At 41.6% G+C, this 17,468-nt stretch carries 18 protein-coding genes and 2 tRNA genes; 10 read left to right on the top strand and 10 right to left on the bottom strand.

The features are described 5' to 3' along the window. Positions 1 to 22: 22 nt before the first annotated feature. The 3 genes from FGL37_RS07675 to mqnB form a co-directional block, all read right to left on the bottom strand. A complete protein-coding gene (locus FGL37_RS07675) occupies positions 23 to 778 on the bottom strand; it encodes a DUF6263 family protein (protein WP_028071135.1) in 756 nt (251 codons plus the stop codon). A 120-nt stretch (positions 779 to 898) separates the two neighbouring features. Next, entirely contained in the window at positions 899 to 1,885 is a 987-nt protein-coding gene (locus FGL37_RS07680) for a pyruvate dehydrogenase complex E1 component subunit beta (protein WP_028071136.1), read from the bottom strand. Between the two features lie 123 nt (positions 1,886 to 2,008). Then, positions 2,009 to 2,653, bottom strand: a complete 645-nt coding sequence (gene mqnB, locus FGL37_RS07685; protein WP_028071137.1) for a futalosine hydrolase — start codon at positions 2,651 to 2,653, stop codon at positions 2,009 to 2,011. Positions 2,654 to 2,811: 158 nt separating this feature from the next. Here mqnB and FGL37_RS07690 point away from each other — a divergent pair, with 158 nt between their 5' ends. The 8 genes from FGL37_RS07690 to FGL37_RS07725 all read left to right on the top strand — a co-directional run bounded on the left by FGL37_RS07690 (position 2,812) and on the right by FGL37_RS07725 (position 8,900). Further along, positions 2,812 to 3,225: a 6-pyruvoyl trahydropterin synthase family protein gene (locus FGL37_RS07690; RefSeq protein ID WP_028071138.1), complete on the top strand. Its 414-nt coding sequence runs from the start codon at positions 2,812 to 2,814 to the stop codon at positions 3,223 to 3,225. Between the two features lie 27 nt (positions 3,226 to 3,252). Next, entirely contained in the window at positions 3,253 to 3,882 is a 630-nt protein-coding gene (folE, locus tag FGL37_RS07695; protein ID WP_028071139.1) for a GTP cyclohydrolase I FolE, read from the top strand. Positions 3,883 to 4,121: 239 nt separating this feature from the next. Beyond that, positions 4,122 to 4,757, top strand: coding sequence for an O-methyltransferase (locus FGL37_RS07700; protein WP_028071140.1), 636 nt, complete (start codon positions 4,122 to 4,124; stop codon positions 4,755 to 4,757). A 22-nt stretch (positions 4,758 to 4,779) separates the two neighbouring features. Further along, entirely contained in the window at positions 4,780 to 5,301 is a 522-nt protein-coding gene (locus tag FGL37_RS07705) for a glucosaminidase domain-containing protein (protein WP_051607168.1), read from the top strand. Between the two features lie 15 nt (positions 5,302 to 5,316). Continuing rightward, complete coding sequence (locus FGL37_RS07710) at positions 5,317 to 6,150, top strand: glucosaminidase domain-containing protein (protein ID WP_028071141.1); 834 nt, start codon at positions 5,317 to 5,319, stop codon at positions 6,148 to 6,150. Between the two features lie 61 nt (positions 6,151 to 6,211). Further along, a complete protein-coding gene (locus tag FGL37_RS07715; RefSeq protein ID WP_051607169.1) occupies positions 6,212 to 6,973 on the top strand; it encodes a hypothetical protein in 762 nt (253 codons plus the stop codon). Between the two features lie 23 nt (positions 6,974 to 6,996). Then, entirely contained in the window at positions 6,997 to 8,034 is a 1,038-nt protein-coding gene (locus FGL37_RS07720; protein ID WP_028071142.1) for a DUF3078 domain-containing protein, read from the top strand. A gap of 11 nt (positions 8,035 to 8,045) precedes the next feature. Further along, a complete protein-coding gene (locus tag FGL37_RS07725; RefSeq protein ID WP_232048653.1) occupies positions 8,046 to 8,900 on the top strand; it encodes an N-acetylmuramoyl-L-alanine amidase in 855 nt (284 codons plus the stop codon). A 97-nt stretch (positions 8,901 to 8,997) separates the two neighbouring features. Here FGL37_RS07725 and FGL37_RS07730 read toward each other — a convergent pair whose 3' ends face one another. From FGL37_RS07730 to FGL37_RS07755, 6 genes are all read right to left on the bottom strand, one after another. After that, positions 8,998 to 10,680, bottom strand: coding sequence for a sodium:solute symporter family protein (locus FGL37_RS07730; RefSeq protein WP_028071144.1), 1,683 nt, complete (start codon positions 10,678 to 10,680; stop codon positions 8,998 to 9,000). 97 nt (positions 10,681 to 10,777) lie between these two features. Then, positions 10,778 to 10,987, bottom strand: a complete 210-nt coding sequence (locus tag FGL37_RS07735; RefSeq protein WP_028071145.1) for a hypothetical protein — start codon at positions 10,985 to 10,987, stop codon at positions 10,778 to 10,780. Positions 10,988 to 10,995: 8 nt separating this feature from the next. Further along, positions 10,996 to 13,449, bottom strand: coding sequence for a PIG-L family deacetylase (locus FGL37_RS07740; protein ID WP_028071146.1), 2,454 nt, complete (start codon positions 13,447 to 13,449; stop codon positions 10,996 to 10,998). Between the two features lie 386 nt (positions 13,450 to 13,835). Beyond that, positions 13,836 to 14,090 carry a DUF6952 family protein gene (locus FGL37_RS07745; protein WP_028071148.1) on the bottom strand — a complete coding sequence of 85 codons (255 nt, stop codon included), beginning with the start codon at positions 14,088 to 14,090 and terminating at the stop codon, positions 13,836 to 13,838. Next, the gene (locus FGL37_RS07750; protein ID WP_028071149.1) at positions 14,071 to 14,385 is read right to left on the bottom strand and encodes a thioredoxin family protein; all 315 of its coding nucleotides are present in this window, start codon (positions 14,383 to 14,385) and stop codon (positions 14,071 to 14,073) included. The genes FGL37_RS07745 and FGL37_RS07750 overlap by 20 nt, the downstream gene beginning before the upstream one ends. An 81-nt stretch (positions 14,386 to 14,466) precedes the next feature. Then, positions 14,467 to 15,099 carry a peroxiredoxin gene (locus tag FGL37_RS07755; RefSeq protein WP_028071150.1) on the bottom strand — a complete coding sequence of 211 codons (633 nt, stop codon included), beginning with the start codon at positions 15,097 to 15,099 and terminating at the stop codon, positions 14,467 to 14,469. A gap of 286 nt (positions 15,100 to 15,385) precedes the next feature. Here FGL37_RS07755 and FGL37_RS07760 point away from each other — a divergent pair. Next, positions 15,386 to 15,466 (top strand) — tRNA-Tyr (locus FGL37_RS07760). Positions 15,467 to 15,812: 346 nt separating this feature from the next. Then, a tRNA-Arg gene (locus FGL37_RS07765) sits at positions 15,813 to 15,884 on the top strand. Between the two features lie 114 nt (positions 15,885 to 15,998). Here FGL37_RS07765 and FGL37_RS07770 read toward each other — a convergent pair. Then, complete coding sequence (locus tag FGL37_RS07770; protein WP_028071151.1) at positions 15,999 to 17,186, bottom strand: MFS transporter; 1,188 nt, start codon at positions 17,184 to 17,186, stop codon at positions 15,999 to 16,001. Positions 17,187 to 17,468 lie beyond the last annotated feature (282 nt).

Below are 17,468 nucleotides of genomic sequence, written 5' to 3' on the forward strand. Positions count from 1 at the left end.
GCTATAAGCCCTTTTTTTATACCTATTGGCATTTCAGCACAGTTTTGATTTTTACTTCAGTCATATCGATATCACTCGTCAATTCTGTTATTTTCGTCAGGCAGGTTTGCTTGTCCAAAATATAGAAGCCTTGGATACTGCCAGCTTGCTTTGCGTCCGGACCAAACATTTTACCTTCTACATTCACCTTATAGCCTTGATCATTCACTTCAACAAGGGTAAGTTTACTTTCGGCCAGCATTCCTGATTCATCTGATTCTGTTTTCGAAGTCCATGACTCTCCAATACCCACTGGCTGTTCGGGAAGTACAGTACTGATATTCTCAAACATACTTTTGTCAAATGGAAGGTTCACCCCCTCCGGCAACGTGATATCCGTCGATTTACCGTACTGATCGATAGAAAGCCTGACGTTGTTCTCCAATAGCTTGCCAACTGTGGCATGCATTTGTTTAGCAAATTCATTAGCTTCTGGATTTTTTGAATCGTAGGCCATCTCCAGTCCTGCACTGTTCATTTTCATGTTAATACCGGTGTACTTGATCTCAAATAAGTAGGTGTCCTCTTTTTTTGCAGTATTAATCATATCGTATCCCATCGTCAAGTCGGTGGCAATCTGTTGTCCTTGGGTTTCGATATCCATTGTCATGGCTACCTGTTGTGCGATTTTCTTTCCCTCTTCCGGTTTTACCTTGAGCGTATATTTCTGCTGCGCTGATACAGAAGTTGCAATAAATGCAAATACAGCGATAAGACTTGTCATTGTGCGTTTTTTCATTTTGCTTTCGTTTGTTAATAATTGGACATGTACTATACGTGAAAAACTAAATTATATAAAAAATCCCTTTTATCATCGATAAAAGGGATTTTTTATATAATTAACTGTAAAATGTCTATGTTATTTTTTGATGTAAGAAACTTCTTTTACAGCCTTAACTACCTTGGCAACATTTGGTAAAGCTGCTTCAATCAATGTCGGAGCATATGGAAGCGGCACATCTGCACAGTTAACACGGATTACCGGCGCATCCAGATAATCAAATGCATTGCGCTGTACATGGAAACCTAAGTCAGTCGAGATAGATGCTAGCGGCCAGGCTTCTTCGACGATAACCAAGCGGTTTGTTTTCTTAACAGATTCGATAATCGTTGGATAATCAATAGGACGTACCGAACGTAAATCGATCAGTTCTACACTGATACCTTCTTTTGTCAATTCTTCAACTGCTGGGATAACAACTCGAGGAAGCATTTTGCCAAAAGATACAACGGTAACGTCAGTACCTTGTTGGATAATATTTGCCTTTCCAATTTCTAGGTAATATTCTTCTTCCGGGACTTGACCTTTATCACCGTACATCACCTCGGACTCCATAAAAATCACCGGATCTGGGTCAATGATAGCCGATTTTAACAAACCTTTCGCGTCATAAGGATTTGAAGGAACAACAACTTTTAAACCTGGCGTGTTAGCGTACCAGTTTTCGAAGTTCTGAGAGTGTTGTGCCGCAAGCTGTCCTGCATTACCTGTCGGACCGCGAAACACCATTGGGATAGAGAACTGTCCACCGCTCATGGAGTAAATTTTGGCAGCGGCGTTGATCACCTGATCTATCGCCACAAGTGAAAAGTTGAAAGTCATGAATTCAACAATTGGTCTAAGACCATTCATTGCGGCGCCCACAGCGATCCCTGCAAAACCAAGTTCGGCAATAGGTGTATCGATAATCCGTTTGGCACCGAACTCATCCAGCATACCTTGACTTACTTTGTAAGCTCCATTATACTCTGCAACTTCTTCACCCAATAAAAATATTTTGTCGTCTTTACGCATTTCTTCGCTCATTGCTTCGCGAAGTGCTTCTCTGAATTGTATTTCTCTCATCAGTTGTAAAATAGTGTCAATTTTTAGATTACAAATCTACTATTTAAAATTGATATTTTGAAGATTCAACCAACGTATTTCTATAGTTTTATGTCATTTTTTAATAAGTAAATGACTTTTGTATCAAATTTTATCAAATTGGTTCAGCAAGTAATCCAAGGTTTGTATAAGTGCCTTATTACTATGCATTATCGCCTGGGGAATGTTCCACGTGGCACGGTTCCTCTTCTCTACATAATTGGAGATACCACGAAGCTCGATAACAGGGAGGTCCATTTTTTCACCTGCAAAGAAGACTGCAGCGCCTTCCATACTCTCGACGCAACTCTCCGGATACAATGTAGCGATCCTGCGTATCGTTTCTTCATTACCATGCACCTTATTCACCGTGATGCCATGCCTTTGCGGTAAAAAAGGTAGGGCTATTTCTTTTCCTAAATATAACGGAGACCGAAATGTGGACTTGCCATATCCCAACTGCTCGATTGATAAAAAGGCCTCATCGTCTTCGGCCCCCAATTCAATAAACCTGTCTGACACAACCTGGACGACCTGGCCGATGGGTAAGCTGCGATCAAAGCAGCCACCGATGCCGACGTTGATCAGTATGTCATATGCGTTGTTTTGATGCAATACTCTACCTAATTCATATGCGGTGGCCACCATTCCAACACCTGTAATGAGGGTGTCACACTCTGGGTAATTAATTGCAACTTCAAGAAAAGGCTGTAGTTCAAATTGTGTTGCAGCTACGATTAGTACTTTCATGATAATCTCATTATAAAAACGAAATTTACGAATAATCTTCATGAATCTGTTTCTGTTCCCAAAAACATAAACTACATCCTATTATATTACGGTATTCTGACGGCATTGCGAAAATAGAAATGTTAAAATTGAGCGTAAACCCGTATCTTTGTACTATTATGGTATTTATAACTCGTCGAGAACGTTTTTGTGCTGCTCACAAGCTGTATCGTGAAGATTGGAGCGATGAACAAAATGAGCAGGTATTTGGCCTGTGTTCCAACCCAAATTGGCATGGGCATAACTATGACCTTTTTGTCACGGTCAAGGGCAACGTAAATCCGGAAACCGGCTTTTTGATTGATTTAAAGGTCATGAAAGAGATCATCAACCGCAGTATCATCGATAAAGTAGATCACCGTAATTTCAATTTGGATGTTGATTTTATGCAGGGGGTCATGGCTTCTACCGAGAACATCGCCATAGAGATATTCAATATCCTCAAACCGCTGTTTGAACAACAGTGCGTATCATTGCATTGTGTCCGTTTACATGAAACCGAAAATAACTACGTCGAATATTTTGGCGACTAATCTTTAATACATTAAATAGTACAAACTATGAGTCAACACTCATTTGAAAGCGAAGAGCTGGATGGATACATCAAGATCGACAAATACAATACGGAGAAGGTAGATCGCATCGCTTCGCATTATACCGATATATTAGAAAGCCTGGGCGAAGATCCAAAACGCGAAGGTCTGCTCAAAACTCCGGAACGAGTCGCCAAAGCATTGCAGTTTTTGACCCACGGATACGATATTGATGCCGCTGAAGTACTGCGGGGTGCGATGTTTGAAGAAGACTACAGCCAAATGGTTGTGGTAAAGGATATCGAAGTTTATTCCCTATGTGAACACCATATGTTACCTTTCTTCGGTAAAGCTCATATTGCTTATATCCCCAATGGTCACATCGTGGGGCTGAGCAAGATTCCACGTGTCGTCGATATTTTTGCACGTCGCCTTCAAGTTCAGGAGCGTCTAACCAACGAGATCAGGGATTGCATTCAGGAAACTTTGGGAGCTCGTGGTGTCGCTGTGGTAATGGAGTGTAAACATATGTGTATGGCAATGCGCGGGGTCCAAAAGCAAAATTCTGTAACGACAACCTCAGCATTTACAGGAGCCTTCCAGAACGATGTAACCCGCTCTGAATTTTTGAGGCTGATTACTGCTGATCTTGCCTAATTTTTATTGTTTAATAATAAATATATGCCCTCGGTAACTCAGCGTTCCGAGGGCATATTTTTTATGAATCAACATCCGGAAAGAGGCAAATTAAAAAAAATCGTTTTCTGCGTTTCTGCGCATTTGAGGCATTTATAACAGAAAGTTCTTTACAAAGAGGTAATTATATGCTGTTGATTATTAGGTATTTATAAAAAAATATTTTTTTCATAAAGATGTTTTTTGATACCTTTGTGGTTATGGAAATTGTTGCCGACGATTTAGAGTCCTATTTGGAACATACTACAGACGAAGAAAATTCGTTACTGAAAAGGGTAAATCGGGAGACTTATTTGAAGGAAACAATGCCCCATATGTTATCTGGACATTATCAAGGAAGGGTTCTTTCTTTATTGAGTAAATTGGTTGCTCCAAAACGTATTCTGGAGATTGGGACATTTACTGGCTATGCCACATTATGTCTCGCTGAGGGGCTCAGACATGACGGGATCATCCACAGCATAGACATCAACGAGGAGCTGCAGGAACGTGTTCAAGCTTATTTTGATGCATCTGAATTTGCGGATAAAATTCGATATCATATTGGTGATGCTGCAACGATAATACCCACATTGAATGAAACATTTGATCTGGTGTTTATCGACGCTGATAAAAAGAGAAATTTATATTATTTCGAAACGATAATAAATCAAGTTCCGTCTGGGGGACTTATTTTGATTGACAATGTCTTATGGAAAGGTAAGGTATTGGAAGCAAAACCAGACAATCAAACAAAGCAGATCATTGATTTGAATGCACGTTTAGCTCAGGACAAGCGAGTAGAAAAGGTAATATTGCCAATTCGAGACGGACTTTTTGCGTTGCGCAAGAAGTAATTTGTGAACTAAAACATTCTTCATGAATTTAAAACAATTAAAAAGCTTTGTACTGATACTGGCTTTGGCGATTTTTGGAACAGCAAAAGTTTCAGCTCAAAGTCCGGCATATGTCGAAAAGTACAGTCCAATAGCAAAAGAAATGATGGAGGAACATGGTGTTCCAGCATCGGTTATCTTGGCCATTGCCATGCATGAAAGCGGAAATGGACGCAGCAGGATAGCAAAAAATTTGAACAACCATTTTGGGGTCAAAGGTAGGAATAACAGTACGGTTATTCGATCAGCCTACAAGGGTTATCGTTCAGTATTAGATTCCTATAATGATTTTGTAGGAATAGTAAAAAGAAAGAAGACTACCCAAAGCCTTTTTGAAAAACATCCGGGAGAGAAATATGAAGCTTGGGTCAAGGCAATTGCCCGTTCGGGATACTCTACAAGTAAGGACTGGACAGCCAAAGTACTCAAAACGATCAGATTATATCATCTTGATATGTTTGATAACGATTCCAGGCAAAATAGATTCTCGTCAACAAAAAAATAAGTACGAAGTTATTGCATGAAGAAGTTTTTTTATGGCATGTGTGTATTCATGGTGTTGATTACATCATGTTCAAGCCGGAGAGGCACGTTATCCTCCACTAAATCCGGTTCAAATTCAAAAACTTCTTCATCTTCTGCAATCGGCCGGCCAAGTATGGCTGGCAATGACTATATTGCCCAATATAAGGATATAGCAATTGCCGAAATGAATAAATATGGAATTCCGGCCAGCATTAAACTTGCCCAGGCTCTACTGGAATCCGGTAACGGCAATAGTTATCTGGCGCGCGAAGCAAATAATCATTTTGGTATAAAATGTGGTGGTGTATGGAAAGGTAAATCGGTAACAAGACCAGATGACCGAATCAATGATTGTTTCCGTGTATACGATAGTCCCCAACAGTCTTTCCGTGACCATTCTGAGTTTCTTCTCCGGCCTCGTTACGCAGCGCTTTTTAAGCTGGACAAAAATGATTATAAAGGTTGGGCCAGAGGCCTTAAAGCTGCCGGATATGCCACCAATCCACGTTATCCGGATCTGTTGATTGAGATGATTGAACGCTATCATCTTGACCAATACGACCGTGGTGAGACCTCGCGTGAAAAGGTAATCCGGGAAGAAGTTGTAAAAGAGGAAATTGTACAACATGTTCAGGAAACACCGCCTGCCCTTGCCACAACGGACTCGATCAAGAGCCCTGTAGCGATGCGTATCCATGAAGTCAAAGCTCAGGAAACGCTCTATTCGCTGAGCAAACTGTACAATGTGTCCGTTGAGCAGATCAAATCCCTCAATGGTCTTACAGAGGATACACTTTCCCTTGGACAGCTATTAGTTATATCTAAATAGTTACGCTTTAAAAGATGTTAAATATTTCAGTTTTGTATAGCTATATAGTAGTTTTACGAAAGTGAAGTTTATACAATATATCTTGCTATCCGCGCTGGTTCTTGGCAGCTATACGCTACTTTTCTGTCAGACGAAAAGAGTGGAAGGTATTGTTTTTGATAAAAATACCAAACAGCGTTTAGGCAATGTGAAGCTCGCTAACCTGCGGACGGGCAATGTCATCTATAATAATATCAAGGGCGAATTCGATCTTCAGGCACGTATTGGGGACCGGATTGTCGCCATGAGCAAAGGCTATTTTCCGGACACATTGGCTGTTGATGACAAAGGTCTCCTTCTGTTTCATTTATTACGGGAGTCTATTTACATTGATGAGGTGCAGGTATTAGCACGTAAGAGTCCAGAGGAGATACTAAAAAAAGCGCGAGAAGATTATAATAAAGCATATCGTCTAGCTGGATATGGAGATGTCTTCTCCGTAGGTCCTAATGGTGCGGGACTAAGTATAAATTCTATTTATAGTTTATTCAGTAAAGAAGCCAAAAGAGCGCGAAGGCTGACCAAGACTATTGAAAATGATTATAAAGAAAATGTTATCGATTATAAATTTACGAAGGAGCTGATCAGTAAAGTGACCGGCCTCAGTTTTGACGAATCCGAAAAGTTCAGAAGGATTTTTAGACCGTCGTACTTTTTTATTCTTGCTGCGAGCGACTATGAACTGACAAACTATATTAAAGATTGCTATTCGCGTTATCGATTGAACCCTTCTCAATATTTTATTGAGCCTTTTCCAACAATTAATTATAAATTAGTACCGTAAACAAAAATATAGACATTTTCAGAATGAAGTTATTCAATTTTGTCGGCATCGCTGTGCTTTGCCTTTCTTTTACGAGCATACAGGCACAGGATCTAAAAGATCTTAGAGCAAAACCAGATACCGTAATTTCTGTACAAAAAGAGCAACCCTTAAATATCAAAACGATCCGCCCGGTTATTCCTAAACTGGATCTTGAGGTGGATTACTGGAAACATTGGACCAAATTTGGGATCAATTTGAACCAAGCTTCTTTCAACGACAACTGGAAAGGTGGTGGTGTAGGTTCTATCGCTGTAGGCCTCAATGCTAATCACAAATCTGACTATACCCGCGACAATTTTAACTTTGTGACGGAGGTAGATTTGCGTTATGGTAAGATCAAGAACAACAATAACATTGCAAAAAAGAATAACGACCGTATATTTTGGGATAACAAGTTATCCTATAAGCTTTCCACAAATTGGGCGCTGTTTACATCCGTTACCTTCGAATCACAATTTGATGCTGGTTATAAATACAAGACCGTAAACGGAAAAGATACTATTGATTATATTGAAAATGCATTTATGGCTCCCGCCTATCTGACTGAATCTTTCGGTCTTGAATATAAGCCGAGCAATGAATTTTCATTGCGTTTTGGTACAGGTACCGCGCGGCAGACGTTTATTTTGGATGAACGGGTAAAACCACGTTCTGGAGAGGGATTTTTTCAAAAATATGGTTACTATAGGGATCCGAACAATCCCGCAGCCGGTACCGGCGAAAGATTTGGCGTGAAAGAAGACCGCACATTTGCCAACGCGCTGGCTTTTCAGCTAACCGCCAACTTGGATAAAAACTTTACCGACAAGCTGAATGTCAAGGCTCGTTACAATTTATTTGCCGACTACGAAAAGATTTCGGATCCCACGCATCGTATGGATGTTACCGTCACGGCAAAAGTCAGTCGGGTGATCAATGTTAACCTAAATGGTATCATGATCTATGATCCGGATGTGATTTCAAGGGTACAGTTGAGCCAATCATTGGCTATGGGTATTGTATATAGTTTACCGAAATAATGGTCAGATCGGTGTCAGTTGGAATTTTACTTTCTGTATTGTTGTCTTTGGCGAGCTGTAGGTCCAAGGTGCAGGCTACCGTATCGAAGCCATTGATCACGGCATTTGCTGCCGGTGCTGTACTGGAAGAAAAGGTGCTGTCGAAGCCGGACACGAATCAGCTGACTCCGGACGAGCGAAAGGTTATCATGCTCCAAATGACAGGTTCCCACCCCTATTGGCGACAGGAGAAAGCAATTCATTATGATGTCCGGAAGCCCAACTTTGTGATTATACACCATACTGCGCAGGACAGCGTTGCGCAGACTATCAAAACATTTCAGATCCCGCGGACAAAGGTCAGTTCACATTATGTGATCGGACGAAACGGTGAAATTATCCAGATGCTTAACGACTACATACGCTCATGGCATGCGGGAGTTGCTAAATGGGGAACTATTACAGATATGAATTCCTGCTCCATTGGCATTGAACTGGACAATAATGGCAGGGAACCTTTTCCCGATGCACAGATCAATTCCTTGATCACGGTTTTGGATACCCTAAAAGCCCGTTATTTGATTCCCAATAGCAACTTTATTGGCCATGCTGATATCGCTCCGGCACGTAAAAATGACCCTAGTGTGTTTTTTCCATGGAAAAAGCTTGCTTCCAAAGGGTTTGGTATCTGGTATGATGAGGGCCAGCTCGTTGCACCCCCTGAGAATTTTAACCCTATTGATGCTCTTAAAGTCATCGGTTACGATACTTCCAATCTCAAAGCCGCCATTGTGGCATTTAAGCGAAAGTTTATTATACGGGATACCACACCCGAACTGACCGTTTACGACAAAAGTGTCTTATACAATATTTACCAGAAGTATTAACTGTAAAGTAGCTCTTTGGGCCCTGTGCCGATCAGTGTATGTCAGTTCGGATAACGTATGGATGGAAGACCGGGAATATAGCTCAGGATGTAGCGCGCTAAGGCTTCGAAAGGCGCTGAACACAGTGGGCGATGATCATTACAGCCAGGCAGCCGACCAGATTGAGCCAAAGGAATGGTATTTTGTCCAATAGCCAGATTCCAATGACTATAAGCTCTGACAATATAGCCGCAATGAAAACCGCTTTACCTCTAACTTTTTTCTGATAGAAGGCGACGATAAAGATTCCCAGAATAGTGCCATAAAACAGTGAACCTAATATATTGACAGCTTCCAATAGATTGCCCAATTTGTTGGCGTATAGAGCGATGATAACGGTAAAGATTCCCCACACCATGGTAAAAATACGTGACCATAAAAGATCTTGTTTTTCGCTTGCGTTGGGATTGACAAAGCGTTTGTATATATCGATTGTCGTTGTAGAAGCCAGCGAGTTGATGGCACTTGCTGTTGATCCCATTGAGGCAAGGAAGATAACCGCAATGAGTAATCCGATCAAACCCTTTGGAAAGGTTCTGGTGACGAACGATAGAAACACGTAATTATTGTCATTGGTTTCTGCGGCTGGATTGACCCTCTTAATCAAAGTAAGTGTACTGTCTTTTACCAGCTGTAATGCTGTATTTACCTGTTGTAATGCGTCTCGGGATAAGGAAACTCGATCTTGATCATCCTGATTCATAGCATCATTTACACTATTCACGATGGAAAGCCGCTCTTTAAACAACTCCGCATGTTTGTGTTCCAGATCTTGGTAAGCTTGGGCATAGGGGCTTTCTTTTAATTTCTGTATTTCCACCTGATTGAAAAAGATAGGCGGTTGGTGATACTGGTAGTAAACAAAAACGAGGATGCCGATCAGCAAGATGGCAAATTGCATCGGGACCTTTAGGAGACCATTCATGATGAGTCCCATACGGCTTTCTTTAACGGAAGACCCCGTCAGATATCGCCCCACCTGGCTTTGATCAGTACCAAAATACGATAACTGCAGAAAAAAGCCTCCAATTAATCCCGTCCAGAGTGTATAATTATTGTTCAGGTCAAATGTAAAATCCAACGCGTTGGTCTTTCCGGATTTTCCAGCAATATGGAGTGCTTTAGAGAGCCCAATATCTGCAGGGAGGAGGTGGATGACGAGCAGACCTGCAATAAGCAACGAACCAAATATAATGCTCATCTGAAGTAATTGCGTATGCGAAACTGCCTTAGTGCCACCGTACGTGGTATAGATGACTACAAAGCTTCCAATCGCCAAGGTAGTCAGCGTAAGGTCAATATGCAGGATGGTGGAAATAATCAGTGCAGGTGCGAAAATTGTTATGCCTGTAGATATGCCGCGCTGAATCAGAAATAACAGCGCTGTAAGTCCACGTGTGCGGACATCAAAGCGTTTTTCCAGAAACTCGTAGGCAGTAAACACCTTCAATCGGTGAAATATCGGAATAAATGTAATGCAGAGTACAATCATCGCCAGTGGGAGACCAAAGTAGAACTGCACAAAACTCATTCCTGAGGAGTATGCCAGACCGGGAGCCGATAAAAAGGTAATGGCACTCGCCTGAGTCGCCATTACCGAGAGCCCTACATGGTACCAGGGCAAAGAGCGATTGCCCAAAAGGTAGCCATCAATATTTTTTATACCCCTACTTTTGTAGATACCGTAGGTAACAATTAGCAAAAGCGTCAGCAATAAAACGATCCAATCTGCTGTACTCATGTATAGTAAAGGGTAAAAAAGTACAGAAAAAGAATGCATATAAATAGCCAGATAACGACCATCCAATAGAAGCGTTTCCAGCTATTCATCATATAGTTTATCTATCTGAGGGTTTTTGCGGATAGATAACACTGTTAAAAAACGCAGCGATGATCAATCCAATAACAGCACCGCCAATGATGCTTAGAAATGTCTCATTTGCAGTGAAGCCAATTAATGCACCGAATATTACAGCAACCAAAAGAATAATTCCTTTTGCTTTACCAGCATCTATTATTGTGCAGTTGTTGTCAATCTGATTTTCCATTATGATATTTATTTTGATTTTGATAACAAATTTACAAATAATCTATAAGCTCCGGGAACTCCAGCCGGTAATTGTCTAAAAAAAGATAAGGAAGTATAAACAAACTTGCCTTTACCATAAGAAGTGACCAATAAAGAGCCTTTATGTAAACCTTCGCCCGGATCATGCATGGCGATAGGCGTTCTATACCGCTTGTCAATGTTTTCCGCAAAATATAGACCTCTCTCCTGTACCCAGTTTTCAAAATCTGCCGTTGTGATTTTATTCGGATAGTTAAAAACAGGATCTTTTTCGTCATAATGGACAGGAGCAAGTTCATCTGTGACACGGTTTCTTCCAAGGGAAAAAGCATAAGGACCAAAATTCTTCGAAACAAGGCCATTGCTAACATTATATTGTGTCAGTACTGTACCTCCTCCTTGGACGTAGTCCAAAAGCTTGGTCTGGACCTGTGCGATATTTTTATTGACATTGAAGCTTCGTACGCCTAGAATCACCGCATCATAAGCAGCAAGATCGGTTTTTAATAGCTGTTCGCTGCTTAGCACATCCACGTGAATTCCGATGGCATTTAGGGATTCAGGGATAAGGTCTCCAGCACCATGAACATAAGCCACGTGTTTGACCTCGTTAAGCAGCTGGATATTGCTGATTTTAATCGCGGTCTCAGGAAAGTAGACAATTTCCGGAATATGTGAGTAATCTATCGCTTTCACCTCTCTCAAGGGTTCCTTCTGTTCCTGCTGAAAGCGGAGGGTGTCAATAGAAGAAATGTCGGCGTCTAGTGGTCTGATATGAATTTCTTTCGAGAGCACTGTTGTATGGGCATCAAATTGGAGATCTAGTTCCGTAGGAACGATTTCCCATCCTTTAGGGGCAAGCACTCTGAGCTTGGCCGCTTGATTCGGTATTTGCCCATGCTTCTGAAAGCTGACACGAATGTTTATCGCTTCGCCATTTCGGATCAGGGCCAATGGGCTTTCGCTTTTAGCCGTGATCTGCGGCATGATCGCTATCGGATGATAAAGCTCACCACGCACCGGATCCGTATACTTATATTCAATATCCTGGTCAAATGCGATTGGCATGCCGTTGACTGCCAGTTCGAAGTGTACCTTAGGCTTGTTGGGGTTGTCAGGATAGCCTGTAAGGCTAAAATCATTAACATTAAACTTGCCTTTGGCATGAGCCTCTATCAGCCAATAGGGCTGTGTCAGATTATCTGCGTTTACAAAGATCGAATCTTTAAAAAGAAGGTTGCCAGCGAGCTTCTTGTTGATCGCTTTTCCATTTAATTTTAGCAGCTCAACATCCACTCCTGTTGCTCTGGTGATAATCGCATTGTCTATGTGGATTCGATCTCCTACGGCGTAATCAGTATTTCTTGCAATGCTCTCAAACCAGATTCCGCTGCAGGCAAGGATGAGCTTTTCTACCTCTTTTTTCTTTTCGCCGCGCCAATAGACGTCATCGATCTGGTCCAGTTCCTGATGAAGTTGGATCAGATCCGATACGGATGCTTCGGGCCTGTCGACTTGGTAATTTTGGATGATTTTCAAAATCCTGGACTGAACTTTAGCACTGTTTTTTACTCTTTTCCAGGAGGTGTCAACACCTTCTAGCAGAGAGGTCGATGCCGGCACACCGTCTACATATTCAAAATATTCCGTGGATGAACCGCGTTGTGCTGCAGATCCGAAACCCTGGCTTTTATGAGATGAACGGCTATGTGCGGCAATTTCGCCGTAGGAAGCTCCGAGAAGTGCGTTATATGCACCTATATCGACTTTCAGCTGGTCCTCGGCCGTATTGTCCTGGCCCCCAAAATTGAAGGTATTCCATAGCAGGCGTTTGGCTTGCCATGGCTGCACATGCTCCAGCTGCTCTGGGAACTGTTGGGGATCTGCCGCTGCTTTAAAGGCTTCATGAGCGAGTATGGCCGAAGCCTGATGATGTCCATGCCCTCCTCTGGCGTCGGGTGGAAACCTTGTGATAATGACATCTGGTCTAAATTTCCGGATCAGCCATACGGCTTCACGCAATACACGTTGCTTGTCCCAGAAGGCAAACGTTTCTTCCGGCGTTTTGGAAAATCCAAAATCATAAGCTGAAGAGAAAAACTGTTCACCCTTGTCTATCCGGCGTGCAGCCAGCAGTTCCTGTGTCCTGATGAGCCCCAATTCGATACCTTGCTCAGTACCGATCAGGTTCTGTCCCCCGTCACCACGTGTCAACGACAGGTAGCCGGTTTTATATTTTTTCTCCTGGGCGAGCCAGGCAATCAGACGTGTGTTTTCATCGTCTGGGTGTGCTGCAAAATATAAAACGGAACCCAGGACATTCAGCTTTTCGAGGTTTAGCTTGATTTCTGCAGCGTTCCATTGCGGATTTTGTGCCTGTACAGTTGACTTTGAGAAGAGACTGGACAAAATGATGATGACAGAAAGAAACGGTTTTCGCATGTTTAAAGATAAAGATTTCATTGAAAATCGTACATCCACACATTGTAATTTTAATGTATATATTCTGCTAAACAGCTTGGATCAGAATGATGAAGCAGGAAAGCTTCCAGTCCATAAAAAAACGGAAATCCCAACCACGCTGGAATTTCCGTTTAACAATTAAAATATTTTTTCTTGAAACGAATAGTTTTAGAGAATAGTTATTTTGTCGCTTCGCTCCAAGTGGCAACCTTTAACATAGTAAATATATGTAGAAAATATTTAGTTCTGTCAGATTCCTTCAATTAGTTTTCCACATTGCTAAATTTTGTCAACAATTTAGCGCGGTGTTGCTAATGGTATGAAAAGAAAGCTTCACTTCAATGCACTTAAAATCAGACGGTAGATTATTTATCAATTGCACCTAAAACACGTTTCATGAACATATTTAAGGCATCTTTTTTGGAATGACCTTCTTTGATTAATTTGTCAACCTCTACAGCTCCGTATAGGTTTGAAATCAATTCACCGATTACGTCGAGTTCCTCATCTTTCAGTGGAGCTTCGGTAAGCGCTTCCAACGTCTCAATGGTCTCCAATACATAGTCGACATCATTTTGCTCGATGAATTCTGTCAGATGTTTAATTACTGGTAGCTTCATTGAATAATTCTACTAATGCGTCCAACTTATTTGTTTGTACCTGATTCACCAATTTGCCGTTTTTGAATGCTGCGAATGTCGGCAGGTTGTTGACATTGGCTAATTTGCGGGATTCAGGAAATTTTTCGGCATCCGCAATGATAAACGGTACCGAATCGTTTTCGCCGGCCAATTTTTTGAATTTCGGTTTCATGATTTTGCAATTGCCACACCAAGTTGCGGCATATTGTACCATGACAATATCGTTGTTGTTTACAATTTCTTGTAAATTATCGTTTTCTAATTCCTGTAACATGATTTTATTATTAAGTTGATAGAGAAAAGAACAGGAGCCGGGTACAGGCCCCTGTTGATTAAGACCAAAGGCCTTTTATAGTTAGTGTTTTGCTAAATATTCAGCAACACCTTTTCTGTCTGCATTCATGGCATCCTTACCTTCTTCCCAGTTTGCTGGACATACCTCGCCAAACTTTTGTACGTGAGCATAAGCATCGATCAAACGCAAATACTCTTTTACATTACGGCCAAGAGGCATATCGTTTACAGACTCGTGGAATACACGGCCAGTCTCGTCGATCAAATAAGTCGCTCTGTAAGTAACAGCAGAACCTTGAGCTAAAGTGCCATACTCAGGATGCTCGACTTCTTGAACGTCCAAGATACCCAATACGCTCGATAAGTTACGGTTGGTATCCGCTAAGATAGGGTATTCAACACCTTCAATACCACCGTTATCTTTTGCTGTATTTAACCAAGCAAAGTGAACTTCGTTTGTATCGCAAGAAGCACCGATTAAGATCGTGTTGCGTTTTTCAAATTCAGCGGCTGCCTCTTGGAAAGCATGTAGTTCAGTAGGACACACAAAAGTGAAATCTTTTGGATACCAGAACAAAAGTACTTTTTTACCTTCTTTAACTGCCTTTTCAAAAACGTTGATCTGCAAATTGTCACCTAAATAATCGATTGCATCTACTGTAATGCTTGGAAAACTTTTACCTGTGAAACTCATAATATATCTTTCTTTTTTTGTTGATACAAAGATAAGGCAAAGCCGGCCAAAAAGCGAATTGATTTTACCAATGTACTATTGTCAAAATCTATTATGACCAGAATATAACAATAAGTTTTTTTTATATTAACACAATCCTATCCTCGCTATTTGCTGGACTGCAGGCCACGTCAAAAAAATAAAGCAATTCATATAGCGGGAGTTACGAATTTATAGCGCGAAATAATTGCACAAACGCTATGCAAAACCTACTTTTGCGACGTTCTGTTCCACACAGAACAATGCTGGAGGGGTTCCAGAGCGGTCAAATGGGACGGACTGTAAATCCGTTGCTTCGGCTTCGAAGGTTCGAATCCTTCTCCCTCCACATTTTTTCTTTTCCTGTCACCTTATTTTTTCGGTTTTAATACCCATAGCACCTCAGAAATGACAAAGTGAAGCATAGGTCCTATTTAGCATATATGCTGGACAGTTAGTTTGACTCCTTTTCATAGACGCTGGCACAGCAGCCTCTGAACCAAAAACAGGCGTTATACAGCCGATCGATTCAGTTATGTGCTGAGCTGTATAAGTCCTGCCGGAGCGGCCATGAACGACGCTGCCCTATGGGGCAATTCAATGACGAATTCGTGCTTTTTTAGAAAAAGATCAGATGGAATTTCATCTTACTATTGACTTATTTGTAAAATAAACCTAAGTTTGGCTTTTGAAAAGGCCCCGTAGTTCAACGGATAGAATAGATGTTTCCTAAACATTTGATAGCAGTTCGATTCTGCTCGGGGCTACAAGAAGGAAGCATGCCGTCATGTTTTCCTTTTCCAGGAGAAATAGCAGGAAGTTATTTCTCCTGTTTTGTTTACTGTAAGCAGGATCTGCTGCGGAAAGCCTTCTTTGTACGGTTAAGCCTCTTGATTTTCTTTGAATAACGATAATCGCCCAACCATAAAAAACATCAGCAGACCGAAACAGGCGAAGATACCGTAAGAGTAACGGAGGCTAAAGACTTCCGCAATATAGCCGATTAAGGGCGGTCCCATCAGAAAGCCGAGGTAACTGATGCTAGAGACCATGGCCAGTGCCACCCCCGACGGGACATTTTTATTCTGCCCAGCAAGGCTGTACACAGATGGTACATTGCAGGCAACGCCTATGCCCACTAGCATAAAAGCAAGTGTGCATACAAAAAACTGTGGAAATACAACCGAGGTCATCATCCCCGCAAACATCAGGAGACCGCTATATTGTAACGTCCTCTTACGTCCAAGCCTGCGGATGGCACCGTCACCAACAAAACGGCCTATGGCCATCATCACCATAAACGAAGCATAGCCAACGACCACGAATTTTTCGGGAGCATGCACAATCTCTTTAAAGTAGACTCCGCTCCAGTCAAACATGGCGCCTTCTGTTGCCATACTGAAAAAGCCAATGATGCCAAGCTGCAATAAGCTTCCTTCCGGTTTAGCGAAAAAACTCCGTTTTTCCTTTTGTGGAGACTTTCCCGGGACGAGGTACTTTTGATTGATTAAGGTGTTACCAACCACGAAAAGTAATATAATCAAAAAATGGGTGAATGTGTCCAGCCCGAGATTCATGGTCAGCAGTCCCACCAGTGCACCTGTAAAACCAGCGATACTCCAGGCACCATGGAAGGAAGTCATGATAGATTTTTTGAAAATCTGTTCAGTGGCTACGCCTTGCGTGTTGACCGAAATATTGCACATATTTCCCGTCACCCCAAACAAGAATAAAATGGCACCCAGTTGCCAGGCGTTTTGTGCAAAAGCGATCGCACACAAAACCAATACATACGCTATCGGCACAATGCGAAGTACTTTGGCGCTGCCATATTTGGTAACCAGCTTGCCCGAAAGAGCCATAGTAGCCAGTTGCCCCACAGGCAGCATCAGTAAAATAGTTCCCAGCTGAGCCTCGCTCAAATGGAGTCGCTCTTTAATAACAGGGATGCGGCTTGCCCACGAAGCAAAGGCAATCCCCTGACAAAAAAAGAATAAAGATACCGCGATACGAATACGGTGACGTCTGTTATAAAGATCTTCTTCTGAGACAGTTAAGGTTGCATTCATTGTTTTTAATTTGAGGCCGCAAAGTTACGGATAAGTATTTCATTTTTATAACCCAATAGACAAAGAAACTGTAATCCAGATCTTATGATACAGAATAACCGGTTTTATCACACCTTTGCCAGAGCGATTTGTACTTGCCGCAAACTTCCCTACTAAGATAATAATAATACGAATCCAACCGATTACCTAAAGATCCGATTTGTCGCTCTGACCAATACAATTCGAATGTAAAATTCCCGATATTTCAGCTATTTATAAGACATTTTTCAGATCCAATTCTAC

This window comes from Sphingobacterium thalpophilum, from assembly GCF_901482695.1.
Lineage (GTDB): Bacteria > Bacteroidota > Bacteroidia > Sphingobacteriales > Sphingobacteriaceae > Sphingobacterium > Sphingobacterium thalpophilum.